Genomic DNA, 24,441 nt, shown 5'->3' with positions numbered 1-24,441 from the left:
CCGTTCAATTCAGTCTTTTCAGTTGGATTCGCTCTGATCGGCGCCGTCGGCGGGCGCTTCGGGCGGCGGGGCGGCCGCGCGCGCCTTGCGCATCGCTTCCATTTCGGCCTTGTCGACGAAGCCGTCGCCATTGGTGTCGAACCGCTTCATCAGCGCATCGACCCGCTCGGGCGTCGCCATCGATGGCTCGCCCATGCGCTCGGCGCGCATTTGCATCATCTTCGCGATCTCGTCCTTGTCGAGCTTGCCGTCGCCATTGGCGTCCATCATCGCGAACATGCGTTCGCCATTATGCGCCGGCGGCTGCGCGTGCGCGGCCGGTATTGCAAGCATCAGCGGCGCGGCAATCGTCAGAAATTTTCTCACATGTCGTCCTTCACTATGGGCGGCAAAGCGCCGGGCACCCCGCGGCTCAATGACCCATGGTTTGTCGCAAAACTATGCCAGTTGCGCCGTGGTGCCGCAGTCGCGGGCCAAAGCGCCGCCGCGCCCGCTCGTCAGGGCGTCAGCACGACCTTCCCCACCACCTCGCGCCGTTCGAGCATGGCAAACCCCGCGCGCCAATCGGCAAGATCGAGCACGGCGTGGACATGGGGGCGGATCGCCCCGCTCTCCGCCATTGCGTCGATTGCGGCGATATTCTCGGCCCCGCGCTCGGGAAAGCGGCGGCCATATTCGCCCGCGCGCACCCCAACGACCGAAAAGCCCTTGATCAGCGGGATATTGACCGAAATCTCGGGAATCCGCCCCGATGCAAAGCCGACGACAAGCAAGCGGCCGCCGAAGGCGATGCAGCGCGTCGATTCGTCGAACACATCGCCGCCGACCGGGTCGAAGATGACATCGGCGCCCCTCCCCTCCGTCAACGCCTTAACCGTCGTGCGAAAACCGGGCGCCGCCTCGATCACCGCGTCGGGTGCGTAAAGCGCGGCAATGGCGTCGCGCTTCGCGGGGCTGCTTGCCGCAGCAATCACCCGCGCGCCCAGCCGGCGCGCCAGATCGACCGTCGCCAGGCCGACGCCGCCCGCCGCGCCGTGGACCAGCACCCAGTCGCCGGGCGCGACCCGCGCGCAGCGGACGAGCGCGACATAGGCCGTCAGATAGGCGACCGGACAGGCCGCCGCCGCCGCCCAGTCGAGCGCGGCGGGCTTGCGCCGCAGCGTCGCCGCCGGAACGATGCAATATTCGGCCATCGCGCCAAAACGATTGCCGCCGATCACCGCATCGCCGGGCGCCCAGCCTTCGACGCCCGCGCCCACCGCATCGACCTCACCCGAAAACTCCAGCCCCGGCACGAAGGGCAGCTCGGGTTTGAGCTGGTAGGCGCCGCGCGTCATCAGCAGGTCGGGAAAATTCACTGCTGCTGCCCGCACCCGCACCCGCACCTCGCCCGGCCCGGGTTCGGGTCGCGGCAGGTCGGCGATCGCGCAACCCGCGTGATCGGGCGCCAATTGGCTCACTTGCAGCGCGCGCATGAAAATCCTTTCCTACAATATTCCAATATGGTTCGTTTCAATATCTCAGTGAACCAAAGAAGCGAATCATGTCACTTGCCCACCTGCCCCGCCTTGCGATTGACGCATTGATCGATGCCCTCATCGACCGCGAAGGCGGATATGTAAACCACCCCGCCGATTGCGGCGGCCCGACGCGCCGGGGGATCACCGATGCCGTAGCGCGGGCGCAAGGCTATACGGGGCCGATGCGCGATCTGCCCCGCGCCGAGGCGGCCACCATCTGTCGCCGCATCTGTTGGCTGCGCCCCGCCTTCGATCGCATCGCCGCGCGCGCCGCGCATTGCGGCCGAACCGTTAGATACCGGCGTCACATGGGTACTGCGATCGCCACTGGCGTTCTCCAGCGCGCACGCAACGCGCTCAACCGCACGGCGCGCGACTATCCCGATATCATGGTCGACCGCGCCATCGGCCCGCGCACGCTGTCAGCGCTCGACGGTTTTCCGAAAGCGCGCGGCAAGGGCGGCGAAACCGTGCTGCTGCGCGCGATGCAGGCGCTGCAGGGCGAACGCTACATCGCGCTCGCCGAACGCCGCCCGAGCCAGGAGGCATTTCTCTACGGCTGGCTCGCGAACCGCATCGGCGGCGGCTGATGAGTATCATCATACCGGGACGTACCGTGAACTTTGACAACTTCCAGCAAAAGGATCTGCAAATATGAGCATCATCGAAGGCCTGATCGGCCCCGTCGCCAAGCTGATCGACAAGATCATCCCCGACCCCGAAGCGCGCGACCGCGCCAAGCTCGAACTGCTGAAGCTCGAGGGCAGCCAGGAAATGGAGGCGATCAAGACGCGGATGACCGCGATCGTCGCCGAAGCGAACAGCACCGACCCCTGGACCAGCCGCGCGCGGCCCAGCTTCCTCTACGTCATGTATACGCTGCTTCTGTGGGCGATCCCGATGGGCCTGATCGCCGCGACGCGCCCCGACATGGCAAAGGGCATCGCAGAGGGCATGAACGCCTATCTCGCCGGCATCCCCGAACCGCTCTACGCGCTCTTCGGCACCGGCTACCTCGGCTACACCGCCGCCCGCGCATGGGGGAAAGCGAAAGGGGGGGAGGACTGAACCTTTCCAAGCCCTGCTCTCAATTGTGTGTCCCCGCGAAGGCGGGGACCCATCTCCGGCACTGCCGGATGATGGATCCCCGCCTTCGCGGGGATACAGGTCGCTATTAACTGGCCGCTCTTTCTCCCACCACCGCCGCCAGCTTCGCCAGCGACGACGTCAGCCCCGCCTCATGATCCTTCGCCGAAATCCCCGGCGGCACATGATGCGCATCGACCGTGACCAGCGTCCCGCCGCCCTTGCGCGACAGATACCAGTGCATCGCCATCGTGCCCGAAAAGCGGGGATCATCCGACACGAATTCGACCTCCCACACGATCAGCCGCCCGTCATCGAGCACCGGGATGTGCACCGCGACCAGATCGCTGTCATCGTCGCTCTTGGTCTCGACATCGGGGTCGTCGAAGGTCAGGCGCAGGCGGAACCCGCCGCCCTCGCGCAGATCGCTATGCTCGAATGCGCCCGTCGCGCCCTCGGGCGGAAGCCAGCGCGCCAGTTTTTCGGCGCTGGTAAAGGCCGCGAACACATCGACCAGCGGCGCGGCGATCAGCCTCTCGGCATGATCGGTGCGCCGCGTCTTCTTTGTCGGTTTCACGTCCTACCGTTTCAGGCGAGCGCGGCCTTGACCGCCGCGACGGCGTCGTCCGCCGCGCCGCCGTTCGGGCCGCCGCCCTGCGCCATGTCGGGACGGCCGCCGCCGCCCTGCCCGCCGAGCGCCGCAACCGCGACCTTGACCAGATCGACGGCGCTATGGCTGCCCGTCTTGTTGTCGGTCACGCCAACCGCGACCGACGCGCGGCCATCATTGACCGCGACGAGCATCGCGACGCCGCTGCCGACCTGCTTCTTGAGGCCATCGACCGTGCCGCGAAGTTCCTTGGGATCGAGCCCCTCGACGACCTGCGCCAGAAAGGCGACATCGCCGACCTGTTCGATCGCCGGACCCGCAGCCGCTCCGCCGCCCGCACCGCCGCCACCAAGCGCCAGCGCCTTCTTCGCGTCGGCCAGCTCGCGTTCGGCTTTCTTCAGCGCCTCGGCCATCGCGGCAACGCGCGCCGGCACCTCGTCGGGCGAGGTCTTGAGCGCCGCCGCCGCCGACTTCAGCGCCTCGTCGCGGCCCAGCAGCCACTGGCGCGCCGCCTCGCCGGTCAGCGCCTCGATACGCCGGACGCCCGACGAAACCGCGCTTTCGCTGATGATCTTGAACAAGGCGATGTCGCCCAGCGCCCGCACGTGCGTACCGCCGCACAGTTCGACCGAATAGCTATGCTCGTCGCCCTTGCCCATGCTGAGCACGCGCACCTCGTCGCCATATTTCTCGCCGAACAGCGCCATCGCCCCCGCTGCGATCGCGTCCTCGGGGGTCATGAGCCGCGTCGAGACGGGTTCGTTCGCCCGGATCTGCGCGTTCACATCGGCTTCGATCTGGGCGATTTCCTCCGGCGTCAGCGCCTTGGGGTGCGAAAAGTCGAACCGGAAACGATCCTCGGCAACCAGGCTGCCCTTCTGCGTGACATGCGCACCCAGACGGTTGCGCAGCGCGGCGTGGACAAGGTGCGTCGCGCTGTGGTTGGCGCGGATGCGATCGCGGCGCGCGGCATCGACCGACAGATGCACAGTGTCGCCGACCTTCAGCTTGCCCGCCTCCAGCTTCGCCTGATGCGTGTGCAGCCGGCCGAGCGGCTTGCCGGTATCCTCGACATTGGCCTTGGCGCCTTCCAGCGTTGTGATCGTTCCCGCGTCGCCCATCTGGCCGCCGCTTTCGCCATAAAAGGGCGTCTGATTGGTCAGCACGACCACCGTGTCGCCGGCTTCGGCGGTCTCGACCGGCTGGCCGTCCTTGACGATCGCGATCACCTCGCCCTCGCCCTCTGTCGAGGTGTAGCCGGTGAACTCGCTGCTGCCATTGGCTTCGGCAAGGTCGAACCAGATTTCATCCGACGCCCTTTCGCCGCTGCCCTTCCATGCCGCGCGCGCCGCTGCCTTCTGCTGCGCCATCGCCGCATCGAAGCCCGCGCGATCGACCGCGATACCCTGCGCCCGCAGCGCATCTTCGGTCAGGTCATAGGGAAAGCCGAAGGTGTCATAGAGCTTGAAGGCGACATCGCCGGGCAGCGTCGCGCCCTTGCCCATGCCCACGGTTGCCTCGTCGAGCAGCCGCAACCCCTTGTCGAGCGTCTGGCGGAACTTGACCTCCTCGCGCTCCAGCGTCTCGGCGATCAGCGCCTGCGCGCGGATCAGCTCGGGATAGGCGGCGCCCATCTCGGTCGTCAGCGCCGGGAGCAGTCGGTACATCAGCGGATCCTTGGCGCCGAGCAGGTGCGCGTGCCGCATCGCGCGGCGCATGATCCGGCGCAGCACATAACCGCGCCCTTCGTTCGACGGCAGCACGCCGTCGGCGATCAGGAAGCTCGATGCGCGCAGATGGTCGGCGATGACACGGTGACTCGCCTGGCTTCCGCCCTCGGCGGCAACGCCGGTCAGGTCGACCGACGCTGCGATCAGCGCCTTGAACGTGTCGATGTCGTAATTGTCGTGGACGCCCTGCATCACCGCCGCAATGCGTTCCAGACCCATGCCGGTATCGATGCTCGGGCGCGGCAGGTCGACCCGCTGCCCATCCGGCATCTGCTCATATTGCATGAACACCAGATTCCAGATTTCGATGAAGCGGTCGCCATCCTCTTCGGGCGATCCCGGCGGGCCGCCCCAGATATGGTCGCCATGGTCGTAGAAGATTTCGCTGCACGGCCCGCACGGACCGGTGTCGCCCATCGACCAGAAATTGTCGCTCGTCGGGATACGGATGATCCGCTCTTCGGGAAGACCCGCAATCTTGCGCCACAGGTCGAACGCCTCGTCGTCGGTGTGATAGACGGTCGCGGTCAGCTTGTCGGCGGGCAGGCCCCAGGTCTTGTGAACCAGCGTCCAGGCATGGTCGATCGCCTGTTCCTTGAAATAGTCGCCGAAGGAGAAATTCCCCAGCATTTCAAAGAATGTATGATGCCGCGCCGTATAGCCGACATTGTCGAGATCGTTGTGCTTGCCGCCGGCGCGAACGCATTTCTGCGACGACGCGGCCGTGCTGTACGGACGCTTCTCCAGCCCGGTGAAGACATTCTTGAACGGCACCATGCCCGCGTTGACGAACATCAGCGTCGGGTCATTGAACGGCACCAGCGGTGCCGACGGTTCGATATGGTGGCCGGCCCCGGCAAAATAGTCGAGGAACGAGCGGCGGATGTCGTTGGTCGATGTCATGCGCGCGATCTAGTGCCGGATCGTCCGTTACTCAAGCACAGACGCGCAGCATCAGCGCTGGCAGAGCCGGTCGAGCTGCTGCCCGGTCAACCCCTGCTGGTTCACCAGCGCCTGCGAGATGAACTGCACATCATATTGGGCGATGCGATATTCGCCTTCGCGAACGCGCTGCACCAATATCCCGCCGCACGTTCCGGCAATCCCCGGATGATCGTCGAGCACCGAAAACAGGACATAGGCGCCGGGATATGCGGCGCCATCCGGATTGTTGCTCCACGCGACGAATTGCGGCGTCATCGATCCGTCGCCGGTCTGGAACTGCGTGGCGCCGGCATGCAGGTTTGCCCAGTCCTTCGGCGTGATTTCCGCCAGTGGGTCCATCATCGCGATCCCGGCCTGATCGCCGCGATCGAGCCGGTCGAGGAAGCGCGTCACAAAGCTGGTCGCCGCCGCCGTATCGGCGTCGCTCGCCTTCCAGTCCGGCGGAACGGGCTTGTAGGGATCGGTCGCGGGATCGTAGCAGAAGAATTTCTGCCGCAGGTTTTCGATCATCATGACATTGCGGGTCGTATCGACGCGGCTGTCGAAATTATACCGGCCGAAACGCACCTTCATCTTGCCGCAGCGCTGCGCCGCAATCCGCTGGACCTCTTCCATCGTCGTCGTCAGCCGCGCCGCCTCGATATCGGCGACATCGGCGCTGAAACCACCCGCGGCAAGCTTCTCGACGCGAATTGCGGGCTCGCCCGCCGCCGCAAGCAACAGCGCCAATAGCAGACCTGCCATAACCCCGAACTCCCCCCGCCTTCCGTCGATCGGATGACCGCGGGCCGATATTGCGGACAACGGGCGCGCGCCGCAAGTCCGATGTGGGCTGGCTCAGCGCCACTGCGCTCAAAAGGCGGTCGCGATGCCCTTGCCCAGATAGCAGGGAAGCTGATGCAGCACGTCGGCCTTGGGTACCCCGTCCTCGAGCAGGTCAGGCGGCACTTCCGACGTATCGACGCGCACGACGGTGAAGGCGGCACCGGGCGCGCTGCGATGGACGACGACATAGCCGCAATCCATCGTGCCATCCTTGCGATCGCCGCGAAAATCGAACGCGGCATAAAGGCCGGGCGGCTGTCCCGCCGGGTCGGCATACCAGGTCAGGCGCAGGATGCGCAGCGTGCCATCGGCCCACAGCGCGGCCCGCTTGCGCAGGTTCATCTCCCATTCCAGCCGCGGGTTCGACGCCTGAAACGACAGGCGCAGCATCGCATAGGCCGCCTCATAGTCGCGCTTCGCCAACGCCATCGTGAACCCGGTGAAGCGGTCGATCGCGCCCTCCTCGTCGGCTGGGGCGGGCTCGAAGCTCTTGCCCGCGGGTACCACGACGTCGCGCTCGACCTCGGGCCCCAGAACGGGCGGCGCGGCCGCCAGCGGGGTCGCCGCTGTGAATAGTGCGGTCAGGAGCAGCACGCCAAACCGGCGATCAAAAGACAAAATAATCGCCCCCGCGTTCGCGCGCGCGCTGCCAGGCGGGGCGCGCGTGGCACGCCGCGACGAAGGCGGCGAGGCGCGGATAGCGATCGGCACCGTTCATCGCCGCAACCTCGGCCGGGAAGCTCAGCATGATGTCGGCAGCCGACAGGCGACCGCCGATGAAATGCCCGGCGTCGCCGATCTCGCTTTCGAGATAGGCGAAATGCGCGCCGAGCTGTTCGTCGATCCGCGGTCGCAGCGGCGCCGCAGTATCGCCGAGGCGGGCAACATAGAGATTGAGGAGAATAGGAGTCATGGCCGAACCTTCGGCAAAGTGCAGCAGCTCGAGGTGCCGGACATGATTGTCGGTGCCGCGCGGCGGGATCAGGGCGTCACCGCCATGGCGCTCGCACAAATATTCGACGATCGCGCCCGATTCCTGGACCACCCGCCCGTCGTCCTCGAGCAGCGGCGATTTGCCGAGCGGATGGACGGCTTTCAGCTCGGGCGGCGCGAGGTTGGTAACGGCGTCGCGCTGATAGTGGCGAATTTCGTATGGAGCGCCGATTTCCTCGAGCAGCCACAATATGCGCTGCGACCGGCTGTTGTTCAGATGGTGGACGATCAGGCTCATCGCATTCTCCTCTTATCCTCGCCAATATCCGTTGCGATCGATTAACGCCGCCAGCTCGCGCACCAGCTTGGCGCCGACAATAGCGGTCACGCCGCCGATGTCGCGGCCCGGATGATGTTCGACGATGTCCGCGCCGACGATCGGCGCGCACTGCCGGTGCAGCACCGCGAGCAGTTCGCGCACTGTCAGCCCGCCGGGCTCGGGATGCGCGACGCCGGGCGCCGCCGACGGATCGAGCCCGTCGAGGTCGATCGAGATATAGAGCGGGCCGCTCAGCACCGGCACCGCTTCGGGAACCAAGCCCGCCATCGGGACGATCTCGACGCCGAAGCGATCGGCTTGCGTGGCGCAATGGCGATTCAACGTGCGGATACCGACCTGGACCAACCGCGCGGCATGGCCCGCTTCGCATATCCGGGCAAAGGGCGACGCATGGCTGCGCGGATTGCCGCCGAAGTCGTCGTACAAGTCGGGATGCGCGTCGATGTGCAGGATGTTGAGCGGACCGAAACAAGCGGCGGCGGCTTCGACGAGCGGAAATGTCACCGCATGATCGCCGCCGAGCGCGAGCGGAATTTCGCCATCCTCGTGCAGCATCGCGACATGGCGCCGGATCGCGGCATCGTCGTGTGCGACATGCTCGGTCAGCGGCAGGTCGCCATCGTCAGTGAAGGCGATATCCGTGCCGATTTCGGGACCGAGTTCGCTTGCCATATTGCCGCGATCGCTGCGCAGCGCCGCACGGATCGCCGCAGACCCGCCCGCCGCGCCGCGTTCGAAACTACTGTTGACGTCGGTCGGCAAACCGAAAAGGCGGATCGCGGGCATCGAGCCTGTGTAGTCCTTGCCCCTGAACACGCAAGCCGGGATGCGGTACATGCCCCGCCAGCATGGTCAGCGGCGGCATGGTCAACGGCGGCCGGGCCGACCTGCCAAGAGAGGGGTCGGGCAGATCCAAGGAGGCGTGCCGGAGAGGCACGGACCCGCCGCCGTTCGCCGGCGAGCCGTATTGCGACGGCTCGCCGGATCCGGATTAGATATCGTCGTCGTCCGCGTCGGGGCCGGTCATCATCTCTTCGGCCACCGCATCGGTGCGGCTGCGGATCGCCTTTTCGAGCCGTTCCATCAGTTCGGGATTTTCGGTCAGGAAATTCTTCGCATTTTCGCGGCCCTGACCGATGCGGATCGAATCATAGCTGAACCAGGCGCCCGATTTTTCGACGAGACCGGCTTTGACCCCGAGGTCGAGAATTTCGCCGATCTTCGAAATGCCCTGCCCGTACATGATGTCGAATTCGACCTGCTTGAACGGGGGCGCGACCTTGTTCTTGACGACTTTGACACGCGTGGTGTTGCCGACGATTTCGTCGCGGTCCTTGATCTGGCCGGTGCGGCGGATATCGAGGCGGACCGAGGCGTAGAATTTGAGCGCATTGCCGCCCGTCGTCGTCTCGGGATTGCCGTACATCACGCCGATCTTCATGCGCAGCTGGTTGATGAAGATCACCATGCAGCGCGAGCGGCTGATCGAGCCGGTGAGTTTGCGCAAGCTCTGCGACATCAGGCGCGCCTGAAGGCCGACATGGCTGTCGCCCATCTCGCCTTCGATTTCGGCGCGCGGGACGAGTGCGGCGACCGAGTCGACGACGAGCACGTCGATCGCATTCGAGCGCACCAGCGTATCGACAATTTCAAGCGCCTGTTCGCCCGTATCGGGCTGCGACACGATCAGCTCGTCAATGTTTACGCCCAGCTTCTTCGCATAGACGGGATCGAGCGCATGTTCGGCATCGACGAAAGCCGCGGTTCCGCCGGTCTTCTGCGCTTCGGCGATGCAATGCAGCGCGAGGGTGGTCTTGCCCGAGCTTTCGGGACCGTAGATTTCGATGACGCGGCCACGCGGCAGACCGCCGACGCCGAGCGCGATGTCGAGCCCGAGCGATCCGGTCGAGACCGCCTCGACCTGCATCGCTTCCTTCGATCCGAGCTTCATCACCGAGCCCTTGCCGAACGCGCGATCGATCTGCGCGAGTGCGGCGTCGAGCGCCTTCTGCCTGTCTGTGCTGTTCACTGATTTCCCCGATTCGACGAGTGATAATTGTCCGGCCATGACCGTTCCTTTCCAGCTCTAGAGCGAAGGCAGAACCACCGCAACGCCAGAGCTGTGTACGCTATTTGTTCTATAGGAACAAGTGGAGAACAAATATTTTTGCGCTATCGGCGAGGCGCGCGCTATTTCCCGAAAAAACCATTCAGAACGGCCTCGATTTCGGCGATACGGAACGGCTTCGTCACCAGCTTGCGGTTCGCATGCGGCGCGGGAATCACGTCGCCGCCGCCCGACGTGAAGGCAAAGGGAATCCCCCGCTCCGCCAGCGCATCGGCGACAGGCCATCCCTTTTCGTCGCCCAGGTTGATATCGACGAGTGCGCCCGCCACCGGCTGCGACGCGACTACCGCGAGCGCTTCCTCGTTGGTCGTCGCCTGCGCCGGTTCGGGATAGCCGAGCGCGTCGAACATATCGACGAGCATCATGCCGATCAGGACATCGTCTTCGACAAGCAGGATCAACCTGTCTTCAGCCATGACCCACCCTATGCGCCGCATCGTCGAGCGCCATCGATACTGCTTCTGCAAGCTGCGCAACCGAGAAGGGCTTGGGCAGGAAGGCGACATCATCGATGTTGATCGACTGGCGCAACTGCTCCTCGGCATAGCCCGACATGAACAGCACCGGCAGGTTCGCCCGCTTGGCGCGCATCGCGCGGATCATCGTCGGCCCGTCCATCGTCGGCATCACAACGTCGCTGATCACCAGGTCAATCTTGTCCATCGCGGCGAAGCGTTCAAGCCCCTCTTCGCCCTGCGAAGCGGTAGCGACCGTATAACCCGCGCGGGTCAGCGCCCGTTCGGCGACGGCCCGCACCATATCCTCGTCCTCGACGAGAAGGATGGTACCCGTGCCCCACTGGCTTTTCTTCGCCTTCGCAGCCGGCGGCGGCGTTGCCGGCACGCCGCTTTCGGCTCGGTGGACCGGCAGGTAAATGGTGAAGCTGGTCCCCGCGCCCGGTTTGCTGTCGGCAAAGATAAAGCCCGCCGATTGTTTGATGATGCCATAGACCGTCGACAGTCCCAGTCCTGTCCCCTTGCCGACATCTTTGGTCGTGAAAAAGGGTTCGAAAATTTTAGGCAGCACTTCGGCCGGAATGCCGGTCCCCGTATCGCTGACCTTCAGCGCGCTGTAATCGGCGGGCGGCATGAATTCATTGCCCATCTGGCGCACTTCAGCGGCGGAAACGGGATAGGTTTCGATCGTCAACGTCCCGCCGCCGGACATCGCGTCGCGCGCATTGACCGCAAGGTTGATGATGACCTGCTCTAGCTGCCCGGGGTCGGCGCGCACCGCACCCAGCCCGCGGCCATGATGCACCGACAATTGCACCGTATCGCCGATCAGCCGCTTGAGCAGATGGGACACTTCCGAAATCACGTCGGGAAGCTGCAATATCTGCGGCCGCAACGTCTGCTGGCGCGAAAAGGCGAGCAACTGCCGCGTCAGGCTCGCCGCGCGGTTGGCGTTGCTGCGGATTTGCTGAATATCGTCATAGTCGCTGTCGCCCGGCGTGTGCCGCATCAGCATCAGATCGCAGCTTCCGAGCACCGCGGTCAGGATATTGTTGAAATCATGCGCGACGCCGCCCGCAAGCTGGCCGACCGCCTGCATCTTCGATGCCTGCGCCACCTGCCGCTTGAGGCGCGACTCTTCGCTCGAATCCTTGAGGCTAAGCAGAACCGCCGCCTCGCCCAGCCCGCGCACGCCGACGACGCGCATCGACACCGGTTCGTCGCCTTGTCCGGCCAGCCGGATCGACAGATCGCCGCCGACCTGCTGCCCGCTGCTGTGACGGCGGATCATGTCGGCGAGTGGTCCCTTGTCCTCGCCGACCACAAGATCGCCGGGGTAGCGCGGCCTCTTGCCATCGGCGACGCCCGCGGCGCGCATGAAAGCGCGGTTCATGTACAGAAAGCGCCCGTCGCGATCGACGAGCGCAAGCCCGAAGGGCAGCAGTGACAGCAGCGTTTCGATATAGCTTTGCGCCGTGCCGCGATCGGCGGGTCCGATCTCCTCGTCGAGCATGGCGAGCAGCATCGGCCCGTGCGTATCGGCCGGCGTCAGCGGGATTTGCAGCATCCGCACCGGCGTTGCCCGATCGCCCTCACGCGCAAAATAGAGCGCACCGGCATCATCGAGCCGCAACATACCGGCGACATCGCGCCCCGCATAATGCAGCGCATCCTCTTCGCCGAGCGCGCGCAAAAGAAACGCCTGATTGGCAACGCGCAACCGGCCCTCGGCACTGACCAGCGCCGCCATCACCCCCGCCTGAGCCAACGTGCGCCCTGCGGGTCCGTCGAGGTGGCGGACGATCTCTCCTGCCAGATCGAGCCGTTCATGGGCCGAAAAGCGCCAGATGAGATAGTCTTCGGCCTGCCCCGATCGCAGCACTTGTGCACGAAGTTGCAAGGGCCCGACTGCGATTTCATCGACCCCGCCCTCACCTTCGCGCCACGCGGTCCGGCCCGCATTTTTGAGCAGCTCGGCGCCGCGCCCTTCGAGCGGCAGGCCCGGCGGCGTGACGAAGCCGCCCATCCATGTCGCGAACAGGTCGTTCGCACAGACGAGGCGTCCGGCCCGGTCGGTGATCGCAATCGCAATATCGTCATGATTGACCGCGGCGCGCAGCATCGACCAATCGGTCGGCGCCGCCTCGCCCACCGCGGCCGCCGGAAACAGACGCCGCGCGAGGATCATGCCGCCCGCCGCGAGCGCGAGTCCGGCAAGGAAACCGGCGGCAAGCACCGCGTCGCCGGTGGCCCAGAACAACAGCCCGACCGACACCAGCGCGAGGCCGCCGAGCAGCGCAAGGTCGATCCGGGAAAGCCCTTGAATTGCGGAAAGCGGACCGGCAGCGCCCACCCCCCTGCTGAAATCGGTATCAGCGGAAGGCAGGCTCTGCGCGGTCAATTCACACTTTCCCAGTCAGCGCATCACCAGATGCGAACACGATCCTTCGGATCCAGATAGAGCGTCTGGCCCGGCTTAACCTGATAGGCCTTATACCAAGGGTCAAGATTGCGCGAGACCCAAGTCCGCTGGATCGAGGGCGAATGCGGATCGGTCGAAATGCGCTGCGACAGATTCTGTTCGCGATAGTTGCGCCGCCATACCTGCGCCCAGCCGAGGAAAAAGCGCTGGTCGCCGGTCAGCCCGTCGATCACCGGCGCCTCCTTGCCGCCCAGCGACGCCTTGTAAGCGTCATAGGCGATGTTGAGGCCGGCGAGATCGCCGATATTCTCACCCAGCGTGAAGGTGCCGTCGAGATGCTCGCCCGGCAGCACTTCATAGGCGTCATATTGCGCGACGAGCGCCTTGCTCGCCGCTTCGAACGCCTTCACATCCTCGGGCGTCCACCAGTCGGCGAGTTTGCCGGTTTCGTCATATTTCGAACCCTGGTCGTCGAAATGGTGGCTGATCTCATGGCCGATCACCGCGCCGATGCCGCCATAGTTGATTGCCGGGTCGGCCTTCGGATCGAAGAAGGGCGGCTGCAGGATTGCGGCCGGGAAGACGATCTCGTTCATGCCGAAATTGGCGTAGGCATTGACCGTCATCGGGGTCATGCCCCATTCCCAGCGCCGGATCGGACCGCCGAGACGGCTGATATTGTCGTCATGCTGCCACTGGTTGGCGCGCAGCGCGTTACCAAACAGGTCGTCGACCCGGATCTCCAGCGATCCATAATCCTTCCAGCGATCGGGATAGCCGATCTTGGTCGTGAAATTGGCCAGCTTCTTCTTCGCCTTCACCTTAGTTTCGGGCTGCATCCACGCAAGATTGTCGATGCGGTGGCCGAGCGCCGCGATGACATTCTTGACCAGCTTGTCCATTTCCGCCTTGGTTTCTGGCGGGAAATATTTCGCGACATAATCCTTGCCGACCGCTTCACCCAGATTGCCGGTCGTGAAATCGACCGCGCGCTTCCAGCGCTCCTGCATCTGCGGCGTTCCCGACAGCGCGGTGCCATAGAAGGAGAAGGCTTCCTTCGCGACCGCATCGGGCAGCACGTCCGAAAAGCCGTCGAGGCTGCGGACGAGCAGCGCGTCGCGCAGCACGCCGATCGGCGCGTCGGCAATCAGCTTCGCCTCGCCGGTGAAGGCGCTCGGCTGCGACACGAGCAGCGCGCCTTCCTTGACGCCGATGCCGCGAACAAAGGTCGTCCAGTCGAAGCCCGGCGCCGCCTTTTCCAGTTCGGCAAGCGTCATCTTGTTATAAACCTTGGTCGCGTCGCTGCTGTCATTCTTGTCCCAATGGACCGTCGCGATCTGCTTTTCGAAGGCATAGACTGCCTGCGCCCGCGCCGCGGCGTCCTGTTCGCCTGCCAGCGTCAGGACATTTTCCAGATGCTTGAGGTAAGCCGCCTGCAGCTTGGCGTTGCGCTCATTGTCCTTCAGGTAGAAGTCGCGATCGGGCATGCCGAGGCCGCCCTGGAACATCGTGTAGATGTAGACGTCGGGATTCTTGTCGTCCTGCCCGACATAACCGCCGAAGAAGTGCGATACGCCGTTGCGGTCGGCTTCGGCGAGCAACGCGGCAAGGCCCGGTTTGTCGACGGTGCGGATCTTCGCGAGCCACGGCTGGATCGGGGCAAGCCCCTTCGCCTCGACCGACGCCGAATCGAGATAGGAGGCATAGGCGCGTCCGATCATGCTGCCCGGATCGCCCTTCGCCGCTTCGAGAATCTCCTGCGTGCGCTTTTGCGACAGATCGGCAAGCGCGGTGAACATGCCATAGTTGGACTTGTCCGCCGGGATCGCGGTGTTCTTGGCCCAGGTGCCATTGGCATAGGCGTAGAAGTCGTTGCCGGGCAGCACGCTCTTGTCCATGCCGGTCGTGTCGAAGCCGAAATCGCCGATTTCGGGCTTGTCGGCCTTGGCCGAGGCGGCGGTCTGCTCCTTGGCCGAAACCGAAACCGCCGGCGCCATGCCGAACAGCATCGCGCCCAGCGCGGCGGTCGCCATCAGGCGCGAAGAATGCGTCATACGTGTCATGATTATCCCCAGGTTGACGGGCAGGACATGATTCTCCGCACCGTGAATGGCGCGGATCCTGCGATGGAGACAGCTATAAAAGCTGGCGGCCTGCGATCAACCGGCCGCCGTGTCGCTCGTCGATGACTCAAGTCGTTGGTCGCGCGCGCGGCGCAATTTGCGCCGCCAGCGCAGGCGGATCCAATTGTCCCAGATTACCGCCGCGAGCAGGAAGCCGACCACCGCGGTGACGACCGAGATTACGAACAGGCCCGCGATCAGAGCCGGCGCAGCGTCGGACAACAGCCACCGCGCCCATTCGCCGACCGATGCGCCCTTGTCGATCATGATCGAGAAGGTCGCGACATTCGCATGCAGCCCGAACAGATCATTGCCGAGCCAAACCGCCGCGGCGATCAGCAGCGGCGTCGTCGCGGGGTTGGACAGGAAAGTCATCGCGACGCCGATCGGAATATTGGCACGGAAAGGCAGCGCGAGCATTGCCACGCCCAGTATCTGCGCGCCAGGGATCAGGAAAAAGATGCCGACGAACAGGCCGAGCGCGGTGCCACGGCGCACCGAGGTGCGGGTGAAGCGCCACAAATGGCTATGCGCGACGCGATGGGCAAAGGGCTTGACGAACCGGCTTTCGAGCAGCTCCTCACGCGACGGCGAGTGGCGCTTGATCCAGTTCATCACCGCCGCCTTGTCGCGCGGCTTCCCCCCGCTCATCCCCGTTCCTTCATCAATCGCTGCTTGTCGCGCTTCCAGTCGCGTTCCTTGATCGACTCGCGTTTGTCGTGCGCCTTCTTGCCCTTGGCGAGCGCGAGTTCGACCTTCGCGCGCCCGCGTCCGTTGAAATATACGCTCAAGGGCACCAGCGTCATCCCTTGCCGGGCCACCGCCGCGTGCAATTTATTGATCTCGCGCGTGTTGAGCAGCAGCTTGCGGGGTCGGCGCGGTTCATGATTGAAACGGTTGCCATGGCTGAATTCGGGGATGTTGGCGTTGATCAGCCACACCTCGCCGCCGGCGACTTCGGCATAGCTTTCGGCGATCGTCCCCTCGCCGAAGCGCAACGATTTCACCTCGGTGCCCTGCAGCGCGATCCCCGCCTCGAAAACCTCGTCGATGGCATAGTCGAAGCGCGCCCGCCGATTTTCGGCGACGACCTTCTTCTTGTCGAATTCGGGGGCGGATTGCGGACGGGCCATGAATGAAGAAAACCTCGAGGAAGAAAACCTAGAGAACGCCCGCCGAAACCAGTGCGGCATCGACGGCGGCGCGCGATGCAGCGGACGCCGGAATGATAGGTAGGCGCAGATCGGCCGAAAACCAGTCGTGCACCCGCGCCAGCGCATATTTGACCGGCGCCGGTGACGCGTCGGTGAACATCGCCTTGTGCAGCGGAAACAGCCGGTCGTGCAGGACCAGCGCGCGCGCCCAGTCGCCCGCGGCGCAAGCGGCGGCGAAATCGGCGCACAGGCGCGGCGCGACATTGGCGGTGACCGAAATGCAGCCCACCCCGCCCAGAACGGCGTGCGGCAACCACAGGTCGTCGTTGCCGCTGAGCTGGCAGAAATCGGCGCCCGCCCCGGCCCGGTGCATCGTCACGCGCGCAAGGTCGCCGCTCGCATCCTTGGTCGCGACGACCGTCGGAATTTCGGCGAGTTTGCACATGGTTTCGGCGCTGATGTCGGCGACGGTACGGCCGGGGACGTTGTAGACGACGATCGGCAGATCGCTCGCGTCGGCGAGCGCCCTGAAATGGGCGAGCATGCCTTCCTGGCTCGGGCGGTTGTAATAGGGCGCGACGATCAGCGCGGCGCTCGCCCCTGCGGCCTGCGCATGCCGCATGTGGCGGATCGCGGTGGCGGTGTCGTTCGACCCGCAGCCGGCGATCACCGGCACCCGTCCTGCCGCCGCCTCGATGCACGCGTCGATGATGCGATAATGTTCGTCGAAGCTCAGCGTCGGGCTCTCGCCGGTCGTACCGCACGGCACGAGCGCGCTCGTCCCCTCTTTGATCTGCCAGTCGACGAGGCGGGCAAAGGCCTGCATATCCAACGCACCGTCGCGAAATGGCGTCACCAAAGCGGGAATCGACCCCGAGAACATGCTCCGCTCCTTTACAAAAAGCCGCTTTCACCGATAGAATCCGGTCAGCGCGCCGCGTCATGAACGCCTATTCAGCGCCCTGCAAGGAGTTTGCCACTAACATGGCCGGCATGTTTTCGCTGCCCCCAATTTCCCGCCTCGCGCTCGCTGCAGCGCTGCTTGTCCCATCGGTCGCCACCGCGAGCGAACTGACGCCCGATCAGATGGCGTGGTATCGCGCTCAGATGGGGCTCGCGTCGGTCTCGACCTCGCCGCCGAGCGCGACCAACACCGTCGGCGACGCGGTGCTCGAATGGCGGCGGCTGACGCAGGACCAGACTGCGTCGTTCGACCGGCTTTCGCGGTTCCTGATGGCCAATCGCGACTGGCCCGATGCCGACAAGATGCGCGTCCGCGCCGAAAAGGCGATCGCGATCGACAGTTTCGATCCCGCGCGCACGCTCGCCTATTTCCAGGCCTTTCCGCCGCGCACCGCGAGCGGCGAGCTGCGTATGGCGCTAGCGCTTAACGCGTCGGGCCGCCGCGACGAAGCCTATGCCGCGGTGCGCCGGGCCTGGACCGGCGGCACGCTCGATGAAGCGGAGGTCAGCCGGGTGCTGAGTCTCTTCCCCGGCGCGATCTCGCTCGCCGATCATGATGCACGCATGGACAAGCTGCTGTGGCTGGGCGCGACCGGCCCCGCCTCGCGCCAACTCGCCTTCACCTCGCCCGACCGGCGGCCGATCTTCGCGGTGCGGCTCGCAATGCGCAGCGGCACGGTCGACGCCGCGATGCAGGCGTCGGCGATCGAAGCGCAATATCCGTCGCTGACCCGCACCGACCCCGGCTATATCGCCGACAAGGCAACGTGGCTGCGCAAGGCGGGCCGCGTCGGCGAAGCGCGCGCGCTGCTCGCTGGGCCGCGCAATCTGGCCTCGGCACCCACTGATGCCGAGGAATGGCTCGAAACCCTGCTCACCAACGCGCGCCAGGCCGATGCCGCGGGCGACAAGGTGACTGCCTATAATATCGCGCGGCAGCTTGATGACGCGCTGCCGTCGGGGACGGTCGTGCGGGAACAGCCGCTCGGCGTGCGCGACGATTATACCTCGCTGGCATGGCTCGCAGGCCAGCTCGCTTACAAGAGCCTCGGCCGGCCAGGCGAAGCGGTACGGCTGTTCCGCGCTTATGGCGAAGCCGCGCGTTCGGCGCAGACGCGCACCAAGGGCTTTTACTGGGCGGCCCGCGCCGCGCTCGCAGCGGGCGACACGGCTGCGGCCAATGCGCATTTCGCCGACGCGGCCGAGCATTATGACCAGTTTTACGGCCAGCTCTCGCTCGAACGGCTTGGCCGCCGCCAGCCCAAGCCCGTGCCCGTCCCGACGATCCGGGTCAGCGCATCGGAGCGCGAGGCATTCGATGACGACCGGCTGGTGCGCGCCGCGCGCGCGCTGGGCGAGATTGGCGCGTGGCGTGAACAGTCGCTGTTCCTCCGTTCGCTGGCGCAGCGCGCGACGACGCCGACCGATCATGTTCTGGCGGGCCAGCTCGCCGCGTCGATCGGCCGTCCCGACCTCGGCGTCATGATCGGCCGCAGCGCACAGGCGAACAGCCTCGACGCGGTCGAGGTTTCGGGCTTCCCCACGGTGCGTGTCCCGGCGGGGCAGGAAAACAACTGGACCTTCATCCACGCGATCACCCGTCAGGAAAGCCAGTTCGACCGCCAGGCGATCAGTCACGCCGGCGCGCGCGGGATGATGCAGTTGATGCCGGGAACCGCGCGCGAAGTCGCAAGCAAGCTCGGCCTCGGCTATGACGCGAGCTCGCTGACCAGCGACACCAATTATAATATGACATTGGGGTCGACCTATTTTCAGCAGATGCTCAGCTATTTCGGCGGCAGCTATCCGCTCGCGGTCGCGGCCTACAATGCCGGGCCGGGCAATGTGAACAAATGGCTGCGCGCCAATGGCGATCCGCGATCGGGCACGGTTGACATGATCGACTGGATCGAGGCGATTCCGATTTTCGAAACGCGCAACTATGTCCAGCGCGTGCTCGAAAATGCGGTCGTCTACGACACGCTGCGCGACGGCGACCGGTCGCTGCCCAATGCACCGCTGAGCTTCTATCTCGGCAAGCGCACACCCGGCTGACCGGTCGATGGCGGGGGACAAGACCAATATCATCAGCCCGTCGGGCTTCGCCGCGCTGCGCGCCGAATATGATCTGCTGTTCGTAACCGAACGCCCCAAGCTCGTCGAGACGATCAGCTGGGCGGCCGGCAATGGCGACCGCAGCGAGAATGGCGACTATATCTACGGCCGCAAACGGCTGCGCGAGATCGACCGGCGGCTGTCCTTCCTCGCGCGCCGGATGAAGGCCGCGCGGGTCGTCGATCCCGCGGAACAGCCCGACAAGCACCGTATCTGGTTCGGCGCCACGGTCGAACTCGCCGACGAGGAGGACGCGCGCCGCACCGTCACGCTGGTCGGCGACGATGAGGCGGATGCGGGCGCCGGCCGGATCGGCTGGAACAGTCCGCTGGCCCGGGCGCTGCGCGGCGCGGCGACCGGCGATTTGCGCACGGTCCAACTGCCCGCGGGGCCCAAGGAATGGGAAATCGTCGCCATCGCCTATCCGTGATCGCGGCACGTGCCGCCTGTGCGCGCGATCACAGCGACGCGCGAAAGATCGTGCGAAGCCATCCGATCGTCACGCAAGGAGAGGGTCGATGCGGGGAATCATCATCGTTGCATTGTCGCTGGCGGCAACCGATAGCCAGGCGATGCAGCCGCCGGGCGACGCGCAGATCAAGGCCGAACTGGGCCGCGGCGAAGAGATTGAAGCACGCATCGCGGGCGACCTGAATGGCGACGGCGTCGATGACATCGCCTATATCGTGCGCGGCGACGTCAAGAGGATATTGCGCGTCCGCCTGGCCGACAAGGGCAAGGGTTTCAGCCGCGCGCCGCAGGGCATGCTCGACCTCGACGCCTACCCGCTCGGCGCAGCCGAGATGTCCGTCGCGAAAGGCGTATTGGTCGTCAAGGATCTGACCGGGGGAACGACCGCGACGGCGGCAACCTATCGCTTTCGGCTAGACCCGGAGACTGGGCGCATGAAGCTCATCGGCCTTGATGCAACGATGTATAGCCGCACCTTCGCGCACGACGGCAGCGAACTGAGCTGGAACCTGCTGACCGGCGACGTCATCACCTCGACGCTCAAGCTAAGCGGGTCGCGCGAAAATGCATCCTATCAAAAGACGGGACTCAAGCGCTTCCGCCGCCCGATCCGCGTCTATTGGATGGAAGACGCCCCCAGCGGCGAGGATGCGTTCGGCGCTGCCGCCAGATAATTATTGCCCCTGCCCCATCAGCGCCGGGATGATCCAGACCACCGACAGCACGATGACCGCCAGAAACAGCGAAATCGCAAGGACATAGCGCACGCCGTTGCCTTTGACGCCGCTGCTGGCTTCTTCGTCGGTCACTTCGACATGGTCGTCGACGACTTTCATGGTTCGTCTCCCTTCAGACTGTCTGCATCCAACGCGGGGCTGGACAGCGCGGTTCCCGCGCGCGGGGCGCGCGGGGATGGGAGAGTGAAGCCAGAGGGTCTGTAAGCCGGGTTCTGTCCACCCCGTTGCCGGGGATGGGCGATCATTCCTCTAGGCGGCCGGTTGCCCGGACGCTCAAGCAGTCAACCCGGACGGCGGGGCCGGAACCAGCCCTGAGTCACCTCGTGCCATCCCTATTCGACCTTGCTCCCGGTGGGGTTTGCCGTGCCGCGTCCGTTGCCGTCCGCGCGGTGCGCTCTTACCGCACCCTTTCACCTTTCGCCGGGCCGAAGCCGTTGGCGGTCTGCTCTCTGTGGCACTTTCCCTTGCTCCGGTTGCCCGAAGCCGCCGGACGTTATCCGGCACCGTGGTTTCCGTGGAGCCCGGACTTTCCTCCCCCGCTTGCGCGGCGGCGATCGCCCGACCCTCTGGCCTCATGCGGTTATAACGCGAACGAACGCCGATTGCGAGCGATTGCGCGAACGACTGACATGGGTGGATCCCAGCCTTTTAACGCTCGTCCTGCTGAATCAAGTTCAGGATGACGATGCTGCGATGTCTCGCTTCGGTCACTCCCGCTCGATCAATCACCCTCGGGCTGCGGCAGCAGCAGTGCGAGCAGGATCGCGCGGCATTCGCCGTCGATCGTTCCGTCGATCAGTTCGGGGCGGAAGCGGCGCTGAAAGGCGACGGTCGCGGCAAAGCCGTCGGTGACATCATAGCCGAAACGTTCGAGCGCGAGCAGGAAGCCGGCGTCGGTCCATAGCGGATCGGTCAGTTTCTTGGTCGGCCGCGGCAGCGCCAGGCGCCGGCGCGCCAGCTCACCCCACGGAAAAAGCTCGCCCGGATCCTGCTTGCGCGTCGGCGCGATGTCCGAATGACCGACGACATTGCCGCGCGTGATCGCGTGGCGGTCCTTGATCTGGTGCACGAGCCGCACGACCGAGGCGACTTGCGGGTCGGGAAAGGGGACATAGCCGAATTCATGGCCGGGATTGACGATTTCGATACCGACGCTCGCCGAATTGATGTCACTGATGCCGCGCCAGTGCGACTTGCCCGCGTGCCACGCGCGCTTGTCCTCGGGGACCATATGGGTGATCTGGCCGTCTTCGCTGACGACATAATGCGCCGACACCTTCGCCTCGGGATCAGCAAGCCGATCAAGGGCTTCGGCGCCGGTCTTCATGCCGGTATAATGCAGCACGATCATCGAGATGGGCAGCGCGCGCTCGTCGAAATTGGGTGACCAGCGTTCGATAAAGTCGCTCATGCGTGTCGCGGCCCGTTCCTGCCCTGCCTTGTGTTCGCTTGCGCCAGTCGAGCGCAAAATGCAAGGTCAGGCCGCGACCGGCGCGCGCACCTGCTGATCGGCCGGCTCATAAAGTCCGCGCAGACGGCGGCTCGCCACGAACTGGTCGGTCTGGCCGAGCACCGTCTCGCCCGCTCCCAAGACCAGAAAGCTTTGCGGCGCGGCCACGGAACGCAGCCGCGCGAAAGCCTTCTGGCGCATCGGCAGCGAGAAATAGAGCAACAGGTTGCGGCAGAAGATCAGATCGGCCGGGCTGGCAAGCGGCGGGCGGTCGACGAGCATATTCTGCACGGAAAAGTCGATCCGGCGCCTCAGGTCGGCCTTGGCAAGCCAACCGCCTTCGGTCTGGTCGAACCATCGCACCATGCGCTGCACCGGCAGGCCGCGCTGAATCTCGAACTGGCTGTACAGCCCGACGCGCGCGCGGCTGATAGCATGATAGCTGACGTCGGTGCCGACGACATCGACCTGCCACCCCGCCCATTGCTCGCCCTGTTCGGCGAGCAGCATCGCCATCGAATAGGCTTCCTGGCCGGTCGACACGCCGCAATGCCAGATGGTCACGCGCCGCTTGGCCGCATTGGTTTCGCGAATATGCTCAAGCGCTGTCTTCGCTATGTCATCGAACACACTGTGTTCGCGGTAGAAATAAGTTTCATTGTTGAGCATCGCATCGACCGTGTCGTCAAGCAGCTGCCGGCTGGTCGAGGTGACGAGTGCAGCGACGAGCGCGTCGAGATCCGCGATACCGTGACGCTGCATCACCGGCTTCAGCGACATTTCGATCCGCCATATCCGGTTCGGCGACAGCGTCTGGCCGGTGCGCGATTCGAGCACGCCCATCAGCACGCGATAGGCGGACTCGCTGGCACCGCCGCCCATCATGACTTTTTGCTGCCGCCAAGATAGGAGCCGAGCATCAGCGCGATCGCATCGGGGTTGAGCGTCGCCGCGGCAATGCCCGCCTTGGCAACGGCACCGGGCATCCCCCAGATAACGCAGCTTTCGGGCGCCTGCGCGAGGACGGTCCCGCCTGCATCCTTCAGCCGCGCCGCGCCGGTCGCCCCGTCACGGCCCATGCCGCTCAGCACGACGGCCACGCCCCCGGCGCCGTAGACATCGGCGACCGAAGCCAGCATCGGGTCGGCGGAGGGGCAACAACCATTGTCGACCGGACGGCGATCGAGCGCGATCTCCTGCCGCCGCCCTGCGTTGACGACCATCAGATGGGCGTCGCCGGGGGCGAGATAGATATGGTTCGGCAACACCGGCATGCCCGCCGCCGCGACGCGGACGGTGCGCACCGTCATCGTCGCAATCTGGCGCGCGTAAAATTCCATGAAGGCATCAGGCAGATGCTGGGTCAGCAGGATCGGCGCCGAAATTCGCGGGTCGAGATTGACGAGGAAGTTGGTGAAGGCCGGAATGCCGCCGGTCGACGCCGCGACCGCGATGCAGGCCAGCGGCGCCGCCGTATCGAATGCCACCGGGACCGGGGGCGGAATTTCGCGGCGGGCGAGCCGCGCCTCGGGCGGGTTCGGCTGCCGCTGGCCAAGCGACAGGATGCGGTCGGTCAGAATCTCGGCGAAGCGACCCGAAAAGCTGCCCCGCCCCGGCTTCGCCAGCGTATCGCTCGCGCCGAGCGAGAGGGCGTCGATCGCGGCCGGGCCGCCTTCGACACAGTTCGACGAGAGGATCAGGACACGGGCGTTCACGGCGCTGCGCAGGATATGCGGCAGCGCGTCGATCCCGCTCATCCCCGGCATTTCAATATCGAGCACCACGACATCGACAGGTTCGCTCGCGAGAAAGGCAAGCGCATCATGCGCCGATGCAACCGACGCACACACCGTCAGCCCCGGTGTCCCGTCGACAATACGTTCAAGGATGCTGCGGACAACCAGGCTGTCGTCGACCAGCATCACGCGAACCGTGCGCGCCGCCGGTATGTCGGTTTCGACCCTGGGGTCGGTCAGCGAAGATAGGGGCAGCGACACGTCCGGGCTCAGGCAACGCCGACGAGTTGCAATTTCCCTTCCAGCGTCTCGCGATCGAACGGCTTCATGACATATTCGTCGGCTCCGGCCTCGATCGCGGCGCGGATATGGTCGATGCTGTTTTCGGTCGTACAAAAGACGACGCGCGGGCGCTCCTCGATCCCGAAATCGAGATCGTTGAAGGCGCCGAGAAATTCCATCCCGCTCATCACCGGCATATTCCAGTCGAGCAGGATCACGTCGGGCCGATTGGCGCGGCAGAAGGTCAGCGCCTCCTGCCCGTCGGCCGCTTCGTCGACCGAAAAGGACATGCTTTCAAGAATATGTCGCGCGACCTTGCGAATGACTTTGCTGTCATCGACGACCAGACAGGATTTCGACATTTATTCCTCCGACCCCCGGAATTTACGCCACGTTACGGCCAAGGGGTGTCCACT

General features: G+C 65.1%; 24 protein-coding genes, 1 other RNA gene and 1 pseudogene. 5 read left to right on the top strand and 21 right to left on the bottom strand.

From position 1 onward, the window contains the following. Positions 1-18: 18 nt before the first annotated feature. Positions 19-366: an EF-hand domain-containing protein gene (locus L0963_RS12665; protein WP_234179864.1), complete on the bottom strand. Its 348-nt coding sequence runs from the start codon at positions 364-366 to the stop codon at positions 19-21. A gap of 131 nt (positions 367-497) precedes the next feature. Continuing rightward, on the bottom strand, positions 498-1,475 hold the full coding sequence (locus L0963_RS12660) for an NADPH:quinone oxidoreductase family protein (RefSeq protein WP_186402346.1): 978 nt from the start codon (positions 1,473-1,475) through the stop codon (positions 498-500). A gap of 68 nt (positions 1,476-1,543) precedes the next feature. Here L0963_RS12660 and L0963_RS12655 point away from each other — a divergent pair. Together L0963_RS12655 and L0963_RS12650 are read left to right on the top strand one after the other, a co-directional pair. Beyond that, positions 1,544-2,110 (top strand): annotated as a pseudogene (locus tag L0963_RS12655) (glycoside hydrolase family 108 protein). 64 nt (positions 2,111-2,174) lie between these two features. After that, entirely contained in the window at positions 2,175-2,588 is a 414-nt protein-coding gene (locus L0963_RS12650) for a holin family protein (protein WP_186402348.1), read from the top strand. A gap of 106 nt (positions 2,589-2,694) precedes the next feature. Here L0963_RS12650 and L0963_RS12645 read toward each other — a convergent pair whose 3' ends face one another. The 13 genes from L0963_RS12645 to dapA all read right to left on the bottom strand — a co-directional run bounded on the left by L0963_RS12645 (position 2,695) and on the right by dapA (position 17,154). Continuing rightward, positions 2,695-3,183: an SRPBCC family protein gene (locus L0963_RS12645; RefSeq protein WP_186402349.1), complete on the bottom strand. Its 489-nt coding sequence runs from the start codon at positions 3,181-3,183 to the stop codon at positions 2,695-2,697. 11 nt (positions 3,184-3,194) lie between these two features. After that, complete coding sequence (gene alaS, locus L0963_RS12640; RefSeq protein WP_186402350.1) at positions 3,195-5,849, bottom strand: alanine--tRNA ligase; 2,655 nt, start codon at positions 5,847-5,849, stop codon at positions 3,195-3,197. Positions 5,850-5,900: 51 nt separating this feature from the next. Then, complete coding sequence (locus tag L0963_RS12635) at positions 5,901-6,635, bottom strand: hypothetical protein (protein ID WP_217372433.1); 735 nt, start codon at positions 6,633-6,635, stop codon at positions 5,901-5,903. 108 nt (positions 6,636-6,743) lie between these two features. Next, a complete protein-coding gene (locus L0963_RS12630; RefSeq protein WP_234179862.1) occupies positions 6,744-7,310 on the bottom strand; it encodes a hypothetical protein in 567 nt (188 codons plus the stop codon). 13 nt (positions 7,311-7,323) lie between these two features. After that, positions 7,324-7,947 carry a glutathione S-transferase family protein gene (locus L0963_RS12625; protein ID WP_186402353.1) on the bottom strand — a complete coding sequence of 208 codons (624 nt, stop codon included), beginning with the start codon at positions 7,945-7,947 and terminating at the stop codon, positions 7,324-7,326. A 12-nt stretch (positions 7,948-7,959) separates the two neighbouring features. Then, positions 7,960-8,775, bottom strand: coding sequence for an agmatinase family protein (locus L0963_RS12620; protein WP_186402354.1), 816 nt, complete (start codon positions 8,773-8,775; stop codon positions 7,960-7,962). A 205-nt stretch (positions 8,776-8,980) separates the two neighbouring features. Next, complete coding sequence (gene recA / locus L0963_RS12615; RefSeq protein ID WP_003050311.1) at positions 8,981-10,057, bottom strand: recombinase RecA; 1,077 nt, start codon at positions 10,055-10,057, stop codon at positions 8,981-8,983. A 122-nt stretch (positions 10,058-10,179) separates the two neighbouring features. Then, the gene (locus L0963_RS12610; RefSeq protein ID WP_186402355.1) at positions 10,180-10,533 is read right to left on the bottom strand and encodes a response regulator; all 354 of its coding nucleotides are present in this window, start codon (positions 10,531-10,533) and stop codon (positions 10,180-10,182) included. Next, positions 10,526-12,925, bottom strand: coding sequence for a hybrid sensor histidine kinase/response regulator (locus L0963_RS12605; RefSeq protein ID WP_186402543.1), 2,400 nt, complete (start codon positions 12,923-12,925; stop codon positions 10,526-10,528). Before L0963_RS12605 ends, L0963_RS12610 begins: the two co-directional genes overlap by 8 nt. Before the next feature lie 71 nt (positions 12,926-12,996). Continuing rightward, on the bottom strand, positions 12,997-15,057 hold the full coding sequence (locus tag L0963_RS12600) for a M13 family metallopeptidase (protein ID WP_234179860.1): 2,061 nt from the start codon (positions 15,055-15,057) through the stop codon (positions 12,997-12,999). Between the two features lie 96 nt (positions 15,058-15,153). After that, positions 15,154-15,768: a DUF2062 domain-containing protein gene (locus L0963_RS12595; protein WP_186402356.1), complete on the bottom strand. Its 615-nt coding sequence runs from the start codon at positions 15,766-15,768 to the stop codon at positions 15,154-15,156. After that, entirely contained in the window at positions 15,765-16,250 is a 486-nt protein-coding gene (gene smpB, locus L0963_RS12590) for an SsrA-binding protein SmpB (protein ID WP_062902814.1), read from the bottom strand. Before smpB ends, L0963_RS12595 begins: the two co-directional genes overlap by 4 nt. A gap of 28 nt (positions 16,251-16,278) precedes the next feature. Further along, the gene (gene dapA, locus L0963_RS12585) at positions 16,279-17,154 is read right to left on the bottom strand and encodes a 4-hydroxy-tetrahydrodipicolinate synthase (RefSeq protein WP_186402357.1); all 876 of its coding nucleotides are present in this window, start codon (positions 17,152-17,154) and stop codon (positions 16,279-16,281) included. Between the two features lie 101 nt (positions 17,155-17,255). Between dapA and L0963_RS12580 the strand changes: the two genes are divergently transcribed. The 3 genes from L0963_RS12580 (at position 17,256) to L0963_RS12570 (ending at position 20,494) form a co-directional block, all read left to right on the top strand. Further along, entirely contained in the window at positions 17,256-19,289 is a 2,034-nt protein-coding gene (locus tag L0963_RS12580) for a lytic transglycosylase domain-containing protein (protein WP_234179858.1), read from the top strand. 7 nt (positions 19,290-19,296) lie between these two features. Beyond that, positions 19,297-19,779 carry a transcription elongation factor GreB gene (greB, locus tag L0963_RS12575; RefSeq protein ID WP_186402359.1) on the top strand — a complete coding sequence of 161 codons (483 nt, stop codon included), beginning with the start codon at positions 19,297-19,299 and terminating at the stop codon, positions 19,777-19,779. 88 nt (positions 19,780-19,867) lie between these two features. Then, positions 19,868-20,494: a hypothetical protein gene (locus L0963_RS12570; RefSeq protein ID WP_186402360.1), complete on the top strand. Its 627-nt coding sequence runs from the start codon at positions 19,868-19,870 to the stop codon at positions 20,492-20,494. On the opposite strand, the gene L0963_RS12565 is transcribed toward L0963_RS12570, so the two are convergent. The 6 genes from L0963_RS12565 to L0963_RS12540 form a co-directional block, all read right to left on the bottom strand. Beyond that, on the bottom strand, positions 20,495-20,656 hold the full coding sequence (locus L0963_RS12565; RefSeq protein ID WP_186402361.1) for a hypothetical protein: 162 nt from the start codon (positions 20,654-20,656) through the stop codon (positions 20,495-20,497). An 86-nt stretch (positions 20,657-20,742) separates the two neighbouring features. Beyond that, positions 20,743-21,127: RNase P RNA component class A (gene rnpB / locus L0963_RS12560), an RNA gene on the bottom strand. 151 nt (positions 21,128-21,278) lie between these two features. Further along, the gene (locus tag L0963_RS12555; protein WP_062768003.1) at positions 21,279-21,968 is read right to left on the bottom strand and encodes an N-acetylmuramoyl-L-alanine amidase; all 690 of its coding nucleotides are present in this window, start codon (positions 21,966-21,968) and stop codon (positions 21,279-21,281) included. A 66-nt stretch (positions 21,969-22,034) separates the two neighbouring features. After that, positions 22,035-22,892 (bottom strand): CheR family methyltransferase, encoded by an 858-nt coding sequence (locus L0963_RS12550; protein WP_120649319.1) that lies wholly within the window; start codon positions 22,890-22,892, stop codon positions 22,035-22,037. Next, positions 22,889-24,004, bottom strand: a complete 1,116-nt coding sequence (gene cheB / locus L0963_RS12545; protein ID WP_234179856.1) for a chemotaxis-specific protein-glutamate methyltransferase CheB — start codon at positions 24,002-24,004, stop codon at positions 22,889-22,891. The genes L0963_RS12550 and cheB overlap by 4 nt, the downstream gene beginning before the upstream one ends. An 8-nt stretch (positions 24,005-24,012) precedes the next feature. Then, positions 24,013-24,387, bottom strand: a complete 375-nt coding sequence (locus tag L0963_RS12540) for a response regulator (RefSeq protein WP_003050271.1) — start codon at positions 24,385-24,387, stop codon at positions 24,013-24,015. Positions 24,388-24,441: the final 54 nt, after the last annotated feature.

This window comes from Sphingopyxis sp. NFH-91 (assembly GCF_021401285.1).
Classification (GTDB): domain Bacteria; phylum Pseudomonadota; class Alphaproteobacteria; order Sphingomonadales; family Sphingomonadaceae; genus Sphingopyxis; species Sphingopyxis terrae_A.
Note: the sequence above shows the minus strand (reverse complement) of the source record. Positions and strands in the feature narration are given on the sequence as shown.